This window comes from Serinicoccus kebangsaanensis (assembly GCF_008919445.1).
GTDB classification, from domain to species: domain Bacteria; phylum Actinomycetota; class Actinomycetes; order Actinomycetales; family Dermatophilaceae; genus Ornithinicoccus; species Ornithinicoccus kebangsaanensis.
Genome location: NZ_VSLG01000004.1, coordinates 78,753 through 97,476, shown reverse-complemented (window position 1 = coordinate 97,476; position 18,724 = coordinate 78,753). Strand labels below are relative to the sequence as shown.

Below are 18,724 nucleotides of genomic sequence, written 5' to 3'. Positions count from 1 at the left end.
CGATGGGGGTATGTCGTTGACCACCGGCCGCTTCTGTCTCACTGTGTGACGCATGTTGCGATCCATTCCCGTGCCCATGAGTGTGACGGAGACGAACGACCCGGAGTGGCTGCAGGCCATCGAGGGTGCCGTCGACGCCGCCTTCACCAACCTCACCGTCTGGTTCGACACCGTCCTGTTCTGGGCGCCGGACTTCTTCCCGATGCCGTGGATCGTGGCCTGGCTCCTCGTGGGTGCCGTGGTCATCACCTGCTACCTCGGCTTCCCGCAGCTGCGCGGACTGAACCTGGCCCGCCAGGTCGTGCAGGGCAAGTTCTCCTCGCCGGACGACCCCGGTGAGATCCCGCACTACCAGGCCCTGACCTCCGCCGTCTCCGGCACCGTCGGGCTCGGCAACATCGCCGGTGTCGGCGCCGCGGTCGTCATGGGTGGTCCCGGAGCCACCTTCTGGATGATCTGCGCGGGCATCCTCGGCATGGCGACCAAGTTCGCCGAGTGCACCCTCGGGGTGAAGTACCGCGAGATCCGCGCCGACGGCACCGTCTCCGGCGGGCCGTTCAAGTACCTCCCGGTGGCCTTCAGCAAGTTCCCGAAGTTCCTGTCCGTCGGGCTGACTGGCGCCTTCGCGATCGCGATCCTGCTCTTCGGCGTCGCCGGCGGAAACATGTTCCAGTCGAACCAGACCTACGCCCAGCTGGTCCAGGTCACCGGCGGGGAGAACTCGCCCTTCGTCGCGCTGGCCTGGCAGTTCGGCATCGGTGTCATCATCGCGCTGATCATCGGTGCGGTGATCATCGGCGGGATGAAGTCGATCGGGCGGGTGACCTCGACGCTGGTGCCCTTCATGGGCGGCATCTACGTCCTGGCCTGCCTCTTCGTCATCCTGACCAACATCGGCCAGATCCCGGCCGCCATCGGCGAGATCGTCGCCGGCGCCTTCGCCCCGCAGGCCGTGGCCGGCGGCTTCCTGGGTGCCCTCATCGTCGGACTGCAGCGCTCGGCCTTCTCGAACGAGGCGGGTCTGGGCTCGGCCCCGATCGCGCACTCGACGGTGAAGACGCGCCGCCCGGTGTCGGAGGGCTTCGTGGCCCTCTTCGAGCCGTTCATCGACACCGTGCTCATCTGCACCATGACCGCGCTGACCATCATCATCGCGGACACGCAGTTCTACAACGACGCCCGGCAAAGCTACTTCGACGGGGAGGCCGCCGCCGACGGTGTGGTCGTCACCTCCGAGTCCTTCGAGTCGGCCATCAGCTGGTTCCCGCTGCTGCTGGCGCTGGCGGTCGCACTGTTCGCGATCTCGACGCTCATCACCTGGTCCTACTACGGCCAGCGGGCGTGGGCCTACCTGTTCAACGACAGCAAGACCTCGGTGGCCATCTACCGCGGTGTCTTCCTGCTCTTCACGGTGATGGGCTGTGTGCTGAGCTTCGGTCAGCTCATCGACTTCACCAACGTCATCCTCTTCCTCTGCGCCTTCATCAACCTGCTCGGCGTCTACTTCCTGCTCCCGGTGATCAAGAAGGAGATGAAGGAGTACTTCGCGGACTACCGCTCCGGCAAGCTCTTCGAGCTGGGCAAGCTCGACCACGAGAAGGAGATCGCGGTCGAGGAGCTGGCGGACGAGACCCAGGTCGTCGACTCCTCCGGTCGCAACCAGGCGGCCGACCCGGACGACGACGGCTTCGGGGCCGGCGGCGCCACCACGCCGCGGGGCCGCGGCTGAGGCATACCGCACGAACGACGAGGGCCGGGAGCGAGCACGCTCCCGGCCCTCGCCGCGTCCGGGAGGATCACCAGGATGACTCAGGAACCCTCGCTCGCCCGCCGAGCCACGGAGGCGCTGTGGCTCGCGGCCGCCCTCGCCGAGAGCGCATCCGGCCAGGAGCCGGAGGTGGAGGCGCGGCACCGCCTGCGCGCCCTCGCAGCCTCGCGCTGGGGCGGCTCGGCCCCGGACGGGGTGACGGCGCAGGTCCGTCGGGCGCTGAGACGCGAGCTCGGCCAGGTGGCGAGCACGACGGGTGGGCAGGGGCGGGCCGAGCCGGAGGACCTCCTGGAGACCGGCCTCGCCTCGGGCGCCGAGCTGGTGCAGGTCCTCGAGGAGCTGGGCGGGCAGGACCCGGGGCTGCGCGAGCTGGTCGACACGGACTTCCGGATGCTGGACGTCGGGACGGGCGTCGCCGGCGTCGCGAGCAGCGTCGCGGCGCGCTGGCCCCGGGCCGCGGTCCTGGGGATCGACGTCGATCCCGCCGTCCTGGACCTGGCGCGTCACGTGGTGCGCAGTCGGGAGGTCGCGGAGCGGGTCCGGCTGGAGCATGCCGACGTCGTGGACCTGCCTGCCGGGCCCACCCACGACCTGGTCTGGCTGTCCTTGCCCATGGTGGCGCAGGACGAGGCTCTCCCGGCCCTGCGCGCGGTCTCGCGGTCCCTCCGCGCGGGGGGACGGGTCGTGCTGGCGTCTGTCTCGGACGGGTCGGACGGCGACGACGTCCTCCAGCTCGCGCGTGAGTGGAGGCTGTCGGTGGACGGGCGGTGCCGGTGGGCCTCGCGGCAGGCGTTGACTGCCGCCTCCGACCTCGGGCTCGAGCCTCGCGGCCGGATCGACCAGCAGGACGCCCACGTGACGCTCGTCAGCCTGGCGGCTCGGAGCTAGACCGCGGCCGCCTCCCGTCTCCTGCGTGCCCGGGCGCCGGGGCGGGGAGCGTGCCCGACCAGCACCTGGTGGAACAGCTCCAGACCCGGCACGTGCACCTGCGCCACGGTGGTCCCGGACGGCCACGTGTGCAGGGGCACCCATCCGACGCGGTGACCTGCCTCCTCGAGACGTCGCACCACGGCCCGCACCTGCTCGGTCACCGAGGCGGTGGCCGCGGTCGGCGGCACGTGCGAGATGCCCTCGGGCGGAGGGAGGTCACCGAGGCGCAGCGTCGCGCAGCGCAGCAGGGCGGGATGTCCGGCGAACCGGTCCTCCACCTGGCGGTGCTGGGTCGCCTGCTCCTCCGAGAGCCGGAGGTATGCCGGACCCGGCCCCACCCCCGGACCGGCATCATCCGAGGTGCCGGGGTGGTCCACCGCCTGCCGCAGCAGGAACCCCTGGACGACCTCCGTCAGCGCCCGCTCGACGGCGACGCGCAGGCCGATGGAGGCGCCCGACCCGTAGAGCGGACGGGGCGAGCCGGTCCCCGCGAGGGCGAGCACGCACGGGACACCGAGGTCGGTGGTGATGTCCAGCAGGGTGATCGGCTGCCCGACGGTCTGCTCGGCAGCCGCGCGGCACGAGGTGAGGTCCTCGTCCGAGGGAGCGATCTCGATCCGGGGCGGTGCCGGCCTGCCCGCGAGGACGTGGAGGAGGAGGAAGAGGGACAGCGCGTCGCGCTCCACGCTCTCGTTGAGCCCGTGCAGGACGGCTTCCTCGGCCGTGGCGCCGATCGCGCTCCCGCTGTTGGTGGAGTATGCCGCGACCGGGCCGTAGTCGGTGTCGTCCCCCGTGCGCAGGCGCAGCGCCGCGACCTCCGGGGTGTCGTCCAGCATCCACGGGGCGCTGCGGAACAGGGGAGCCGGGAAGGCCTGCGTGGTGCCCAGGCCGGTGGCCCAGACCGAGCTCAGGGGTGAGGTGGTGCGGAGGTCGTCCAGCCACTCCTCACCCTGCCACGCGTCGACCAGTCGAGGGTCGCTGCGGTCGACGGGCGCCACCGGCAGCCGGGGCGCCCAGGACGGCCCGGTGACCGCGTGCTCGACGGCCTCGAAGTGGGCGCCGACGATGGCGACGTCGAGTCGGCCCTTGCCCGCCCCGACGCCCAGGCCGATCTCGTCCTCGCCCTCACGCAGGATGCACTGCGCCGTGGTCGGGCCGGTGCGCTCGGACCATCGGGCGCTGCTGCTCCACCCCAGGTGCTCGAGGTCGGTGTGCACGCGCCGCCAGGCCTGGTCCCCGGACAGCTCGCGCTCCGCCCGGCCTCCCCAGAGGAAAGGACGACCGGGGAGGGTGAACTCCCCGGTCGTCCTTCGCCAGGACGTGAAGGTCACTCAGTGGCGCCCCACGTGGCGACGAGCTGGTCCAGCTCAGCCGGATCCACCTCGCTCTTCTCGATCGCTGCGGACAGGTTGTAGGCGACGCATGCCATCGTCATCCTCTCCTCCCGAGCTCCACGTCGAGTGAAACTCTGTCGTGGTGCTCACGACGCTAACCGGCCCGGCCCGGACCGGCAACCGCACCGAGCCCGGTCCGTGTCAGCGCGTCGTCGGGACGTCCGCTGGCCCGATGTCAGCCGCGGCGCCACGGCTGCCCGGGAAAGTGCTGGGTGAAGCGGGGTGGTGCGGTCCCGGGCAGCGGCTTGACGTAGCCGCGCGACGCCAGCACCTGCGCGACCCGATGCACCGTGGCCCAGGGCATACCGAAGATGTCCTCGCTGCGCACGACGACGAGGCGCCACCCCTGCCCGTCGAGCCACTCGCGCCGAGCCAGGTCGTGCGCCCACTGGCGGGTGTCGTCCGCGTGCTGGCGGCCGTCGTACTCGACGGCGATCGTGAGCTCGGGGTAGGCCAGGTCGAGCCGGAACCGGTGTCGGTCGTCCCCGACGACGTGCTGCAGCACCGGTTCGGGCAGCCCGGCGAGCACGAGGAGCAGCCGGGTCCGCGTCTCCATGGGGGACTCCGCTCCCGCACGCACCAGCGCAGCGGCATCGAGCGCGAGTCGCGGGACCCCTCGCCGGTCCGCACGGACCACCTCGTCCAGCTCCTCGAGGGAGAGCCGACCCCGGTGCACCAGCGAGTCGCCGAGCACTGCCAGGTCGACGAGGCCCAACGTGTCCGCCAGGTCGAGGAATGTCTGGGCCGGGGTGGTGAGGCGCAGTCCGTCGCGCCACCGGACCAGGGCGGCCGCGTTGACGTGGCACGCCAGCCCCGGTCGGGAGCGGCGGTCGCCGGAGGTCGGCACCGTGACGTGGGCGCTCGTGTCCTCCGGCACGACGCCGCCCCAGATCCGCGCCGCCGTGCCGTGGCTCGCAGCACCGCGCGGTACGACCAGCTGGGCGCAGCGCGCGTGCATCTCCTCGCTCATCGGGACGTCGCTGGACAGTCGGACGCTACCGAAGACAGACTGGAAGGTCGGTCCGTCGAGCTGGTGCTTGGTCAGGCCCGCGCGGAGTCCGTCCTGACGAAGGAAGGGCCGGGTGAGGTCGAGCGGCATACCGAGCACGCTGCCCGAGTGGGCGGATGTGGCGCAGAAGTTGTCCACAGGGTGCTCCCGGCCCGATCCGTCCCGCCGTCGCGCCGGGTCCACCAGCGTGATCCATCAGGCCGCCGCGCCGACCGATCCCGGCTCCAGCGTTCACGTGAACGCTGGAGCCGCTCAGGTCGGGTGTGTCGTCGGCACGACTCGCGGAACCGGGGCCGGCTGCTCACCATCCACCGCTTCTTTCCGCTAAGTCAAGCTACCTCGACCACTGCGTCCGAGGACGGTCGAGGTCGACCCCGTCGATGCTCAGGTCGCACCGCTCGGCGAGGAAGCACACCATGCCCGTGACCGGCACGGCGTCATTCATCGGCGCGGGGTAGGTCCACGCGATGCCCGCCCCGGCGTCCCGAGCGGGTGCGTAGCTGAAGTACGAGGCCACGCCCTTGTAGGCGCAGGTGGTGTGGGTGTCGGTCGGGGTGAGCAGGTCGAGTCGGACGTCGGCCCGGGGGAGGTACCACCGGTCGGGCAGGTAGGTCTCGAGCAGCATGACCGGCCGTGTCGAGTCGGCGAGCACGACGCCGTCGAGGCAGACCCGGACGTGCCGTGAGGAGGCGAGCGCGTCGATCCGCTTGAACGGGTCGCGCGGGTGACCGATGAGCTCCTCGTCCTCCTCGTGCCAGGTGAAGGGCTCATGGTCGAGGACGATCCGGTCGGCGAGGTCCTCGTCGGCCGGGCGGTATGCCGACCCGACGGGCTGTCCGTCGACGCCGATCGCCATCTCGGTGCCGGGTGCCGTGGTCGTCGTGAGGTTCGGCGGGACGACCGGCGGCAGGCTGGCGAGATCGGGCCGGATGTCGTCCCCCGCGTGGAGGTCGGCCACGAGGTCGCGCACCGGCAGCGCATACCGAGGGACCACCCGTCGCGGTTCCCACACCAGCCACGCGTCGCAGGTGTCGGCGACGGGCCGGCCGTCGTAGCTGACGCGGACGCGTTGCCGCCGTGGCTCGTAGCGCAGTTCGTCCGAGATCGGCGGGGCGAGGATCGAGAACCTGGTGGCCATGGTCACGATGGTGGCAGCGATCGGTGCCCGCCGCACCGGGGCCGAGGCGCTAGCATGGGAGCACAGGCGCTCGAGCCGTCATCAGCGGCGAGCCTGCGGAAGAACGGCCCCTGGCCCCACCGGGAGCGCCCACTAGACCCGCACGGGTAGGCCCGTCACAGCCGACACGAAGCGGCGTGCTGCACCTGCCCACCGAGGCGGGCGGCACGCAAGCGAGGTGGTACCGCGGTGCCGACCCGGGCATACCCGGGGCAGCGTCGTCCTCGTGGATCGATGCCGACCACGACGACGACCGTCGTCGCACCAGAAGCAGGAGCCACCCCCATGGCCTACCCCCGGACCAGCACCTCCGCCGACGCGTTGACGAGCTCGCCGCGCTTCCCGGAGATCGAGCAGGCCGTGCTGGCCTACTGGCGCGAGCACGACACCTTCGCCAGGAGCGTCGAGCAGCGCGACGCGGGCGAGAACGGTGCCAACGAGTACGTCTTCTACGACGGCCCGCCCTTCGCCAACGGACTCCCGCACTACGGCCACCTGCTCACCGGCTACGTCAAGGACGTCGTGCCCCGCTACCAGACCATGCGGGGACGCCGGGTCGAGCGTCGGTTCGGCTGGGACACGCACGGCCTGCCCGCCGAGCTCGAGGCGATGGAGCAGCTCGGCATCAAGACCAAGGACGAGATCGTCGGACTGGGCATCGAGGCCTTCAACGCCAAGTGCCGGGAGTCGGTGCTGAAGTACACCGACGAGTGGCAGGACTACGTCACCCGGCAGGCGCGGTGGGTCGACTTCGAGCACGACTACAAGACCCTCAACGTCGACTACATGGAGTCCGTGCTCTGGGCGTTCAAGAGCCTGTTCGACAAGGGCCTGGTCTACGAGGGCTTCCGCGTCCTGCCCTACTGCTGGAACGACCAGACCCCGCTGTCCAACCACGAGCTGCGGATGGACGACGAGGTCTACCAGGTGCGCCAGGACCCGGCCGTGACCGTGGGTGCGCGGCTGCTGGCGGGCGAGACACCGGACGGCGTCTTGGACGGGGCGCTCGCCCTGGTCTGGACGACGACCCCGTGGACCTTGCCCGCCAACCTCGCGATCATGGTCGGCGAGGAGATCGAGTATGTCGTCGTGCAGGCTCCGCTCCCCGGTGCCGGTGAGGGGGCCGAGCCGCAGCGCTACCTGATCGCCCGGGAGCGGCTCGGCGCCTACGCGAAGGAGCTGGGGGAGCAGCCCGAGGTCCTCGGCAGCTACACCGGCGCCGAGCTCGCGGGTCGGTCCTACCGCCCGCCCTTCTCCTACTACCAGGGCTGGGAGCGGGCGCACCGGCTCGTGGTCGCGGAGTTCGTCACGACGACGGACGGCACCGGCCTGGTGCATACCGCCGGCGCCTTCGGTGAGGACGACAAAGTCGTCACCGACCGCGAGGGCATCGAGCCGGTCATGCCGGTCGGGGCCGACGGAGCGTTCATGCACCCGGTCGACGAGTACGCCCGGATGCTGGTCTTCGACGCCAACGCGCCCATCCAGGACCACCTCGTGGCGGCCACGCGGAACCAGCTCGGCGGCGAGACCTCCGACCAGGGCAGCGTCACCGAGGGCACCGTGCTGCTGCGCCGCGAGAGCTATGCCCACTCCTACCCGCACTGCTGGCGCTGCAAGCAGCCGCTCATCTACAAGGCGGTGTCGTCCTGGTTCGTCGAGGTGACGAGGTTCAAGGAGGACATGCTCCGCACCAACCAGGAGATCACCTGGGTCCCCGACCACATCAAGGACGGGCAGTTCGGCCGGTGGCTGGAGAACGCACGCGACTGGTCGATCTCCCGCAACCGCTTCTGGGGCAGCCCGATCCCGGTGTGGCGCAGCGACGACCCGGCCTACCCGCGGATCGACGTCTACGGCTCGCTGGAGCAGATCGAGGCCGACTTCGGAGTGCTCCCGCGCGACCGTGAGGGCAACGTCGACCTGCACCGGCCGTTCGTCGACGAGCTCACCCGCCCCAACCCCGACGACCCCACCGGGCAGAGCACCATGCGCCGGGTCGAGGACGTGCTGGACGTGTGGTTCGACTCCGGGTCGATGAGCTACGCCCAGGTGCACTACCCGTTCGAGAACGCGGAGTGGTTCGAGCACCACTTCCCGGCCGACTTCATCGTGGAGTACATCGGGCAGACCCGGGGCTGGTTCTACACCCTGCACATCCTCGCGACGGCGCTCTTCGACCGGCCGGCCTTCTCGACCTGCCTGTCGCACGGGATCGTGCTCGGCAGCGACGGGCAGAAGATGTCCAAGTCGCTGAAGAACTACCCGGACGTGCGCGAGGTCTTCGACCGGGACGGGGCCGACGCGATGCGGTGGTTCCTCATGAGCAGCCCGATCCTGCGCGGCGGCAACCTCATCGTCACCGAGCAGGGCATCCGCGACGGCGTCCGGCAGACGATGATCCCGCTGTGGAACGCGTGGTACTTCTTCGGGCTCTACGCCAACGCCGCGGGCTACGAGGCACGGTGGTCGACCGGGTCCGAGCACGAGCTGGACCGGTATGTCCTGGCCAAGACCCGCGAGTTCGTCGAGGCTGCGCAGGCGGCCTACGACGGCAACGAGATCGCGGTCGCCGCCGAGGTGATCCGGGACTTCGTCGACGTGCTGACCAACTGGTACATCCGGCGCTCCCGCGACCGCTTCTGGGCCGAGGACGAGAGTGCTTTCGACACGCTCTACACCGTGCTCGAGATCACCTGCCGGGTCGCCGCGCCCCTGCTCCCGCTGCTGACCGAGGAGGTATGGCGTGGGCTCACCGGTGGCGAGTCGGTGCACCTCACCGACTGGCCGGAGGTGGCCGACCTGCCCGACGACGCCGGTCTGGTCGCCGCGATGGACACCGTGCGCGAGGTCTGCTCGGCGGCGCTCGGGATGCGCAAGGCCGAGGGGCTGCGGGTGCGCCTCCCGCTGCCGCGGCTCACGGTGGTGCTGCCGGACGTGGGGACGCTGGTGCCGTCCCAGCACGGCGCGCGGGAGCGGATGGTGACCGACGTGATCATGGACGAGGTCAACGTCCGGGCGTTCACCGTGCTCGACGCGAACGACCCCGAGGCGCTGGCCGACCTCCAGGTCGAGCAACGGCTCACCGTCAACGCCAGGGCCGCCGGCCCGCGTCTCGGCAAGGAGGTGCAGCACGCCATCAAGGGGGCCAAGAGCGGCGACTGGACGGTCGGTGACGACGGCGCGGTCACCAGCGGCGGGGTGGCGCTGGAGGAGGGTGAGTTCACCCTCGAGACGGTCGTGGGCGAGTCTGCCGGGGCCACCTCCCGCGCCACCGCGCCGCTGCCTGGCGGTGGTTTCGTGGTGCTCGACACCGAGGTCACGGAGGACCTGGCCAAGGAGGGCCTCGCGCGCGACCTGGTGCGCGCGGTCCAGGGTGCCCGCAAGGACGCCGGCCTCGACATCAGCGACCGGATCAGCCTCACCGTCGTCGGCGACGACGAGGTCTGGGATGCCGCGATGGCGCACCAGCAGCTCGTCATGGGCGAGACGCTCGCCGTGCAGTTCGGGGCCGCCGGGGGAGGGCACGACCTGCCCCCTGCCCGGGACGGTGCCCACGCCAGCACCGCCGACCTGGGCGGCGGGCATACCGTGCAGCTGTTGATCAGCCGACGTGAGGAGGCCGGACGATGAGCGACAACCTCTTCGCGGGTGAGGACGGCAGCACCGAGCTGCCGCTGGAGCCCGGCGGGGCCGTGCCCACCGACGACGCGGGCGGTCCGCCGCAGACCGACCCGGCGACGCTGGCGCGCTACGCCGAGGTCAGCGAGGCGATCCTCGCCCGCACGCCGGAGCACATGCCCGAGCCCACGCTGCACCGGGTGGCCCGGGTGATGGAGCTGATGGGCGACCCGCAGACGTCGTTCCGGATGATCCACCTCACCGGGACCAACGGGAAGACCTCGACGGCACGGATCACCGAGCGGCTGCTGCGCGAGATGGGGCTGCGGACCGGGCGGTTCACCAGCCCGCACCTGCACGACATGCGCGAGCGGGTCAGCATCGACGGGCAGCCGATCTCGATCGAGGCCTTCCTCGCCGCCTACGACGACGTCCTGCCGTTCGTCGAGATGGTGGACGCCGAGAGCATGGCGTCTCCGGACGAGGCGGACCGGGTGCGGATGACCTACTTCGAGGTGATCGTCGCCGTGGCCTACGCCGCCTTCGCGGACGCCCCCGTCGAGGTGGCCGTCGTCGAGGTCGGGCTAGGTGGTGTCTGGGACGCGACCTCGGTGGCCGTCGGCGACGTGGCGGTGCTCACCCCGGTGGCGCTGGACCACACCCGCCTGCTCGGCGGGACGGTGGAGGAGATCGCGACCGAGAAGGCGGGCATCATCAAGGCCGACGGGATCGCCGTGGTCGGGGTGCAGGAGCCGGAGGTCATGGAGATCCTCAGCGCGCGGGCCGACGAGGTCGGCGCCCAGCTCCGGGCGGAGGGGGTGAACTTCGGCGTCCTGGCGCGGGAGGTCGCGGTCGGCGGGCAGCAGATCTCGGTGCGCGGGCTGGCCGGGGACTACACCGGGCTCTTCCTGCCGCTCTTCGGCGGGCACCAGGCGCACAACGCGGCGATCGCGATCGCGGCGGTGGAGGCCTTCGTCGGCGGCGGTGAGCAGCCCCTGACCGACGAGGTGCTGCGCGCCGGGCTCGCCGAGGTCACGTCGCCGGGACGGCTGGAGATCGTCCGCAGGTCACCCACGGTGCTGGTCGACGCCGCGCACAACCCGGCAGGCGTCGCCGCGCTGGTGGAGGCACTGCAGGAGTCCTTCACCTTCACCCGCCTCGTCGGGCTGCTCGCGGTGCTGGAGGACAAGGACGCCGAGCACATGGTCCAGGAGCTGGAGCCGGTGCTCGACCACGTGGTCGTCTCGCGCACCACCTCGCCCCGGGCGATCCGGCCGCACCGGCTGGGAGAGCTCGTCGCGGAGTACTTCGGCGAGGACCGCGTGACCGTCGTCCACGACCTGCCGGACGCCCTGGACGTCGCCGCCGGCCTGGCCGACGAGGGAGGAGTGGCTGGCGCCGTGGTCGCCACCGGCTCGGTGACGACCGCCGCGGAGGTCCGCGAGCTGCTGGGGCTGCGCACCACCTAGCCGTCGACGGCCGGCCGGCCGGTCCGGCAGCGCGGCCCAGCCGGCACGGAGGATCGACCGAACGGCGTCACCGTGGGCGACCGACGACCTGCTCCGGATGGACGCTTGTCCAGGCCACCTACACTGGCGAGGTGTCTGCACTTCACCAGTCGACGTAGCGGTGATCGGCGATCGTTCACCCAGACCTGGACCGGACAACCACGTGGTTCGGGTGTCCGCGCACGTGCGTGACGGCCACCGACTCCCTGTGACGGTGTGCGAGTGACCGCGCAGGACGGACCCGTTGCGCGTCCGCCGGTGCCCCCTGCGCACGCTCGCCGGACCCGAATCCTCGACATCGTCAACGCCCAAGGCTTCGCCCGCGTCACCGAGCTGGCACAGCAGATGCAGGTCACCGAGGTGACCGTGCGCTCCGATCTGACCCACCTGGCCCGCTCCGGCGCCGTCCGGCGGGTCCACGGTGGCGCTGTGCCCGGTCGCCGGTCGGTCGCCGACGAGGCTGGCTACGAGGCGTCGCTGCTGCGTGCGGCCGACGAGAAGGAACGCATCGGGAGGGTGGCGGTCGGCCTGCTCTCGCCCGGCGCGGCGGTGATGATCGATGCCGGCACGACGACGACTGCCATGGTGAGGGCTCTGGTGGCGAGGGACGACCTGGAGGGGGTCGTGGTCATCACCAACTCGCTGACCATCGCGCTCGAGCTCGAACCGACCATCCCCCGGCACACTGTCGTCATCTCCGGTGGCACGCTGCGCCCTCGGCAGCACTCCCTGGTCGACCCGCTCGGTGACGCGGTCATCGGGCGGATCCGAGCCGATGTCGGTGTGATCGGCTGCAACGGGGTCGACGTCGAGGCCGGGATCACGAACTCCAGCATGACCGAGGCTGCAGTCAAGGCTCGTATGCTCGAGGCTTCTCATCGACGAGTCGTCCTCGCGGACAGCGACAAGATCGGGCGCGTGCAGCTGACGCAGGTCGCTCCGCTGGCCGGTGTCGACACCCTCATCACGACGAGGCAGGCCCCGGCGTCCGTGGTGGCCGACATCGAGGCGTGCGGGATCGAAGTGATCAAGGCCTAGTCAGGCGGGGGTGAGGAGCTTGCCGGCGGAGCCGAACTGCTGCATCCGGGTGGCGACCATGCTGGACATCGCCTCCATCCCCGCGCCTACCGCGACGCTGGGCTCGACCTCGTGCGGCGCATCGCGAAGCCGCTCGCGCAGGGCTGCCGTCCACGCCAGGTGCGAGTCTGTGCCCTGGTTGATCTTGCGGATGCCACTGGTGATCCCGAGCTGCTTCTGCTCGGTGGAGCAGCCGTAGCTCGGTCGCACACGACCGCCGGCAGCGTTGATCCGCTCGACCGCTGCCTCCGGGACCGAGGACGACCCGTGGAGCACCAGAGCCGTGTCCGGAAGCGTCTGCGCGATGGTGCGGATGAGATCGAGGCGAAGTCGTGTGACGTGGGACGGGTCGGTGAACTTGACCGACCCGTGGCTGGTGCCCACCGCAATCGCGAGCGCGTCCACGCCGGTCGCGAGGACGAACTCCTCGGCCTGGTCGGGATCGGCGTAGACCACATCTTCTGGCGCGCCGTCGGTACCAGCTTCCTCGCCGCCCACGGTGCCCAGCTCTCCTTCCACGCTGACTCCGACGGCGTGCGCGTCTCGCACCACGGCCCGCGTGCGCCGCACATTGTCCTCGAAGGTCGATGGCGACCCGTCCGAAGCGCGGCTGGCGTCCAGCATCACGCTGGTGAAACCGTGATCGATGGCCCGGCGGCAGTCCTCTTGCGTCATCCCATGGTCGAGGTGCAGCACCGCGCCCAGTTCAGGGTAGGAATCGACCGCCTCACGCAATCGGCTCCACCACCAGGACTCGCTGCCCGTGTACGGGTGCATTCCCGCGATCGCCTGAACGATGACCGGCGACCGCTGAGCTCGAGCGGCCTCCAGCACCGCGAACGCCTGGTCGAGGGTGGACACGTTGAAGGCTCCTACGGCGTATCCACCTGCCGAGGCGTCGGCCAGGACCTCGCGCAGCGTGCGCAGCCCGCCGCTCACAGCGCATCGCTGAAGCCCAGCGAGGCGTAGTCCAGCACGATCGGACTGTCGGTCACGGCGCGCGCCCCGAGCTGCACCTTGGCTGCGGACTCCACGGCGACCGTGGTCTTGAACGCCTGCCGAAGGTCCGCACCCACGGTCAGCAGGCCGTGGTTGGCCCACACCACCGCATTGGTGTCTCCCATCACGTCGCACATGGCGTCGCCGAAGGCTGCGTTGTTGCTCTGCGCGAAAGGCATGATGGGCACCTCCCCCTTGGTGTAGATCACCATGTTGACCAACGTGCCGCGGATGGGTTCGCCGATCACTCCCCAGACGTTGGCGTAGGGCGGCTCGGTGTGCACGATCGCGTGGGCGTCCGGGCGCCTCCTGTAGGTCGCCAGGTGCACCGTCACCTCGGAGGACGGCTCGTGCCGGCCTTCGACCACCTCGCCTCGAGCATCGACGAGCACGATGTCCTCCGGGCTCATGCGGTCGTACTCCAGATCGGTGGGTGTGATCAGGAAGCGCTCCTGCTCGCCCGGCACCCGGATCGAGATGTTGCCCTGGGTGTTGAAGTTCAGTCCGTACTCCATCGAGCGCAGGCTGTAGGCCAGGATCGAGGCGCGAGCCTGGTCCAGGTCGAACGCGGTCATGGGTTCTCCTTGTCTGAGGGGTGAGGTTCTTTGAGCAGACGCGAGACCTGCGTCATGCCGGGGGAGATCTCTCGATAGCTCCGGCGTGCTCGCGCATACCAGGCATTGGCGCGCGGGCGGATCGGGGTGCCGGGCGAGTAGGAGGGGCCGGCCAGGGCCCCGATCGCCGTTCCGGCCAGCACAGCAGCACCACGGGCGCTGGCGTGGTCAGGGCCTCGCGCCAGCGGCAGACCCGACGCGTCCGAGCGCACCTGGAGAGACCTGCCGCGCGAACCCGTGCCGACGGCCACCAGCATGCCGGGCTCGACCTGTCGGGCGAGCAGCGCGGAGTGGATGGCCGCGAGCTCGTACCCGGTCGACTCCAACAACGCCCGCGTCACCTGATCGGCCGTGGTGTCGAGGGTCAGGCCGACGATCATGCCGGTCGCCGACGGGTCGTTGTCGAGCGTGCCAGAGCCTGCGAGGTAGCCCAGAGCGAGCAAACCGCTGGGCTCGGTGCCGAGGTCGTCGAGGTCGGTGGACGAACCCGTCAGTCCGCGGACCCACTCCACGGCCCATCCGCTGGCCGCAGTCCCTGCAAGGGTCAGCCATCGCCCGGACCCCATCGGATAGGAGGCCAACCCGGTCCCGTTCAGCCCCGAGGGGCGGAGAGGGGTAGCGACGGTGAGGCAATCGGTCGAGCCCAGCGCGTAGACGCTCACCGGCGGGTCCAGGGCACCCCCGGCACCGAACCAGGATGCGGCCTGGTCGTGCGCTCCGGCGACGACCTTGGTGCCGTGGGGTAGATGGAGACGGTCGGCGACGTCGACGGCGACAGTGCCGATGGTGGCACCCGGCTCGGCCACCTCGGGTAGTAGGTCTGCCCCACCCCAGCCGGGGGAAACCTCACTGACCGCGTCGATCACCTCGGTGGACCACTGTCGTCGGGTCACGTCGAAGGCACCTGTGCGAGCGGCAGACGTCCAGTCCATGGCTGGGACCCCGCTCAGTCGCTCCGCCACGAAGTCCCCGAGGCAGCGAACGTCGGTGGCACCCTGCGCCGCCCAGCGCGCCGCGGCGATCTTGTTCACGGACCACATCGGGTGGAGAGGCTGGCCTGTCACCTCCTGAAACCGCTCCGCACCGAGCACGCGCGCCAGGCCGTGGGCCACCGTCGCCCCTGTCGTGTCCATGCTGACCGGTGCGGGTGCGAGCACCTTCCCCTCACGCAATGGCACGACAGCCTCGCCCTGGGACGCCACAGCCAAGGCCTGGACCTGCGGGTTCGCGACCTGACGCACCGCACCGACGACAGCTGCCCACACCTTCTCGGCGTCAGTCGTCACCACTCCGCCGCCGGACCGTGTCACCGGAGTCGCGATGGCGAAGACAGCCTCGGTCTCGCCGCTCTCGGAGAGTCGGAGTGCGCGCACCCCTGTGGTGCCGATGTCGATGCCGAGCAGACTCACTTGACCGCCCCCGCCAAGCCGTTGACGAGGTAGCGCTGACACACGACGAAGGTCAGGACCACGGGTACGGAGATGAGGACCAAGATCGCGAACAACGCCCCTGGCTGGGAGAGGAACACTCCTCGGTAGGAGAGCGGGACAAGGGTCAGGGGTACCAGGTTCGTCGATTCCAGGACGACCAGCGGCAGCAGGAAGTCGTTCCAGGACAGCATGGTCTGCCAGATCACGACCACGGCGAGCGCAGGTCGACCCAGCGGGAAGTAGATGCGCCAGAAGATCTGCCACCAGCTGGCCCCATCGACGCGCGCCGCCTCGAACGTCTCGTGCGGCACAGCGAGATAGGTCGTTCGCACGATGATCACGGCGAAAGGCAGACCCAGCGCCGAGTAGCTGAGCACGATGCCCACCAACGAGTTGTACAACCCCATCGTCTGCAGGATCTGGAAGACGGCGACCACGATGCCAGACATCGGTAGTACCAGCCCCAGCACGATGAAGCCGAAGACCACGGCCTTGAAGGGCACCCGCATCCGTGCGAGGGCGAACGCCGTCATGCTTCCGAGCATGACCACGAGCAGCACCGACGGCACCGTGATGAGCAGGGAGTTGCGCAGATGGGTGAGGATCGGGTTCTGCTCGAAGACCAAGGCGTAGTTCGACAGGTTGGGAGCCGCAGGCAGGATGCCGAACAGGATGGTCCCGGGCTGCGACACCGGGCGCAGAGACTGGCCGAGGACCATGATGACGGGCACCATCCACAGCACCGCCAGGGGTGCCAGCACCAGGTGCCACCACTGGCTGCGGTCGCGCTTCATCGGTCCGCACCTGACAGGAATCCAGACCCGAACACCCGCGTCATCCCCAGGGAGGTCCCCACCGCGAGCACCACGAGCACCACGGAGATCGCGCCGGCGTATCCCACCGACTGGAGCCGGAATGCTTGCTCGAAGGCGTACGTCGGCAGCATCTGCGTGGCGTTGTTGGGACCGGCCTGTGTCAGCACGTAGATCAGCTCGAAGGTCTTCAGGGCCCCGATGACACCCAGCATCAGCAGCGACAGGTGAGTGTTCCGCAGCAACGGCAGCGTGATCCGCCAGGTGGCCTGCCAGGGGTTGGCACCGTCGATGGTCGCCGCCTCGAGCAGGTTCTTGTCGATGAGCTGTAGCCCGGCGAGGTAGAAGAGCATCGAGAAGCCGGTCCAGGTCCAGATGTTCACCGCGATGACCCCGAAGATGGCTGTCTGCGGGTCGGCCAGCACCCCGGTCTGCAACCAACCCAGCCCTGTCTCGCGGGAGGCTTGCGCGAGGACCCCCGTCGAGGGATCCAGGATGCGCTGCCACACGATGCCGATGACCACCGGGGAGAGCACGGCCGGGATGAAGAACAGGGCCCGATAGATGCTCCGTCCGCGGAGCGGACCGTTGAGCGCCAGTGCCAGCAGGAACCCGATGGCTGCCTGAGGCAGGATGGTGAGCGGTATCCACAGGGCCGAGTTGCGCAAGGTGGTCCGGAAGATCGGGTCCTGCCAGAGGGTGCTGTAGTTGCTGAGACCGACGGTCGTCCCCTCCGTCACGCCGTTCCAGTCGAGAAAGCTCGCCTGCACGTTGAAGACGATGGGGTAGACGACGAAGACGCCGAACAGGCCGAGCGTCGGCAGGAGGAACGCGACACTCGCGAGGCGGTCGCGGGCAGCGATCGACATAGCTCTTCTTCCTACGCGAGCCGCGCGCGCCGCAAGCGCTGCTCGCGGCGCGTCGCGGGTGGCCTCACCGTCGGGCGTCCTGCGCGTCCTGGATGCTCTGCGCTGCCTCCTCGGGCGTGGCCTCTCCCGTCGCCACTGCAGCCAAGGCGTCGGCGACGGCCTTGTCGATGTCGGGGTCCTCGAAGTAGCGGGAGTACTCGACCTGCGGCAGCCACTCGTCGACGAAGAGGCCCCAGATCTCCTCCTGCTTCTCGCTCGTGAACTCCTGCGGGCTCACTCCGGTGACGGCAGGGATGTCGTTGAAGGTGTTGATCAGGACCTGCGCGCCGTCGCCGGCGATCCAGTCCGTGAGGACCGCGCAGGCGAGGTCGGGATCCGAGGCGTTGGCGGAGATGCCGAGGGCCACATCGATGCCACCCACGAACTGCGGCTCCGTCGCGCCTCCGGGAATGGTCGGGAAGAGGAAGGGCTCGAATCCCGCCATACCCTCCGCCAGAGGTGGGATGGATTCCCGGCTGGGATCTGACTGCTGGATCCACCACGCGCCGAGTGGGATCATGGCCGCCTCTCCCGCCTCGAACTGGTTCGCACCGCTCGGGTAGGCGTCCAGGGAGATGGCTCCCTCCTGAGCGATACCGTCCGTGAACAGCCGTTCCCACCACCCGATCGCCTCGACGATCCGGGGGTCGGTCCACGGGATCTCCCCGCTCTCCGCCTCGTAGACGGTGCCTGGCGAGACGTTGTTCGCGATCTGCAGGAAGACCACGTTGCGCAACCAGGAGTCCTGGGCCGGCAGCAGGAAGGGGACGGCAGACCCCTCTCCCAGCGTGTCGACCGCTGCAGTCAGCTCGTCCCACGTCTGGGGCGGCTCGAGGCCGGCTTCGTCAAGGATCTCCGAGTTGGCCCACAGGTTCACCGTCTGGGTGAGCAGCGGGAGCGCGTAGAAGTTGTCGTCCCCGTCCGGATTGCCCATGCGAGCCTGGTCCAGGCCGATCGGGTAGAACTGGTCCTGCCAGTCTGCTCCCCACGTCTGCTCGGCGCAGTCCTGCAGCGGCATGAGGTTCTCCCGATACTGCTGGGTCAGGGCACCCGGCTGGAGACCGACCACGTCGGCGAGGGTCCCTGACCCTGCACGGGTCTGCAGGTCGACGATGTACTCCGGGTAGTTGAAGATGGTGGCGTCGATCTCCGCCCCGGTGCTGGCCTCGGTCGCCTCGATCATCTGCATCGTCGTCTGCTCGATGGGGCTCCAGGAGCGGAAGGACACCGTCCCTGAGTCACCCTCGGCTACTTCCGTCCCCGATTCCCCGTCACCGCCGGTGTTGGACTGCCCGGCGCAGGCGCTGAGGGTGACGAGCCCGACGAGTGTCGTGGCCACCGCGATGGACTGTGCTCGCATGAAGGGAACTCCTTTGTTCGATCTCATCGTCGAAAGATTCCCGAACTGTAGGCGAACGAAGAGTGCCCGTCGACGGGCCGAAGCCGCATTCTTCGACAACTGTTCTTTCTTTTTCCA

The 18,724-nt window shown here is 69.9% G+C and carries 14 protein-coding genes; 5 read left to right on the top strand and 9 right to left on the bottom strand.

What is annotated here, in order from left to right:
- Nucleotides 1-76 precede the first annotated feature (76 nt).
- A complete protein-coding gene (locus tag FXF60_RS06145) occupies nt 77-1,729 on the top strand; it encodes an alanine/glycine:cation symporter family protein (RefSeq protein ID WP_238335734.1) in 1,653 nt (550 codons plus the stop codon).
- A gap of 75 nt (nt 1,730-1,804) precedes the next feature.
- Entirely contained in the window at nt 1,805-2,656 is an 852-nt protein-coding gene (locus tag FXF60_RS06140) for a class I SAM-dependent methyltransferase (protein WP_151524574.1), read from the top strand.
- Here the strand turns inward: FXF60_RS06140 and FXF60_RS06135 are convergent.
- The 3 genes from FXF60_RS06135 to FXF60_RS06125 form a co-directional block, all read right to left on the bottom strand.
- Nucleotides 2,653-4,029: a YcaO-like family protein gene (locus FXF60_RS06135; protein ID WP_151524571.1), complete on the bottom strand. Its 1,377-nt coding sequence runs from the start codon at nt 4,027-4,029 to the stop codon at nt 2,653-2,655. The genes FXF60_RS06140 and FXF60_RS06135 overlap by 4 nt on opposite strands.
- A 238-nt stretch (nt 4,030-4,267) precedes the next feature.
- A complete protein-coding gene (locus tag FXF60_RS06130; protein ID WP_151524569.1) occupies nt 4,268-5,284 on the bottom strand; it encodes a DUF559 domain-containing protein in 1,017 nt (338 codons plus the stop codon).
- A gap of 151 nt (nt 5,285-5,435) precedes the next feature.
- Nucleotides 5,436-6,239, bottom strand: a complete 804-nt coding sequence (locus tag FXF60_RS06125) for a DUF427 domain-containing protein (RefSeq protein ID WP_151524567.1) — start codon at nt 6,237-6,239, stop codon at nt 5,436-5,438.
- Between the two features lie 324 nt (nt 6,240-6,563).
- Here FXF60_RS06125 and ileS point away from each other — a divergent pair, with 324 nt between their 5' ends.
- The 3 genes from ileS (at nt 6,564) to FXF60_RS06110 (ending at nt 12,445) form a co-directional block, all read left to right on the top strand.
- A complete protein-coding gene (gene ileS / locus FXF60_RS06120) occupies nt 6,564-9,911 on the top strand; it encodes an isoleucine--tRNA ligase (RefSeq protein ID WP_151524565.1) in 3,348 nt (1,115 codons plus the stop codon).
- Complete coding sequence (locus tag FXF60_RS06115) at nt 9,908-11,368, top strand: bifunctional folylpolyglutamate synthase/dihydrofolate synthase (protein WP_151524563.1); 1,461 nt, start codon at nt 9,908-9,910, stop codon at nt 11,366-11,368. The genes ileS and FXF60_RS06115 overlap by 4 nt, the downstream gene beginning before the upstream one ends.
- Nucleotides 11,369-11,665: 297 nt before the next feature.
- Entirely contained in the window at nt 11,666-12,445 is a 780-nt protein-coding gene (locus FXF60_RS06110; protein ID WP_192796630.1) for a DeoR/GlpR family DNA-binding transcription regulator, read from the top strand.
- On the opposite strand, the gene FXF60_RS06105 is transcribed toward FXF60_RS06110, so the two are convergent.
- From FXF60_RS06105 to FXF60_RS06080, 6 genes are all read right to left on the bottom strand, one after another.
- Nucleotides 12,446-13,423: a ketose-bisphosphate aldolase gene (locus FXF60_RS06105; RefSeq protein ID WP_238335733.1), complete on the bottom strand. Its 978-nt coding sequence runs from the start codon at nt 13,421-13,423 to the stop codon at nt 12,446-12,448.
- A complete protein-coding gene (locus FXF60_RS06100) occupies nt 13,420-14,058 on the bottom strand; it encodes a class II aldolase/adducin family protein (protein ID WP_151524560.1) in 639 nt (212 codons plus the stop codon). Before FXF60_RS06100 ends, FXF60_RS06105 begins: the two co-directional genes overlap by 4 nt.
- A complete protein-coding gene (locus tag FXF60_RS06095) occupies nt 14,055-15,506 on the bottom strand; it encodes an FGGY-family carbohydrate kinase (protein ID WP_192796629.1) in 1,452 nt (483 codons plus the stop codon). The genes FXF60_RS06100 and FXF60_RS06095 overlap by 4 nt, the downstream gene beginning before the upstream one ends.
- A complete protein-coding gene (locus FXF60_RS06090) occupies nt 15,503-16,321 on the bottom strand; it encodes a carbohydrate ABC transporter permease (protein WP_151524546.1) in 819 nt (272 codons plus the stop codon). Before FXF60_RS06090 ends, FXF60_RS06095 begins: the two co-directional genes overlap by 4 nt.
- Nucleotides 16,318-17,208, bottom strand: a complete 891-nt coding sequence (locus tag FXF60_RS06085) for a carbohydrate ABC transporter permease (RefSeq protein WP_151524544.1) — start codon at nt 17,206-17,208, stop codon at nt 16,318-16,320. Before FXF60_RS06085 ends, FXF60_RS06090 begins: the two co-directional genes overlap by 4 nt.
- A 64-nt stretch (nt 17,209-17,272) precedes the next feature.
- Nucleotides 17,273-18,607 (bottom strand): ABC transporter substrate-binding protein, encoded by a 1,335-nt coding sequence (locus tag FXF60_RS06080; RefSeq protein ID WP_192796628.1) that lies wholly within the window; start codon nt 18,605-18,607, stop codon nt 17,273-17,275.
- Nucleotides 18,608-18,724 lie beyond the last annotated feature (117 nt).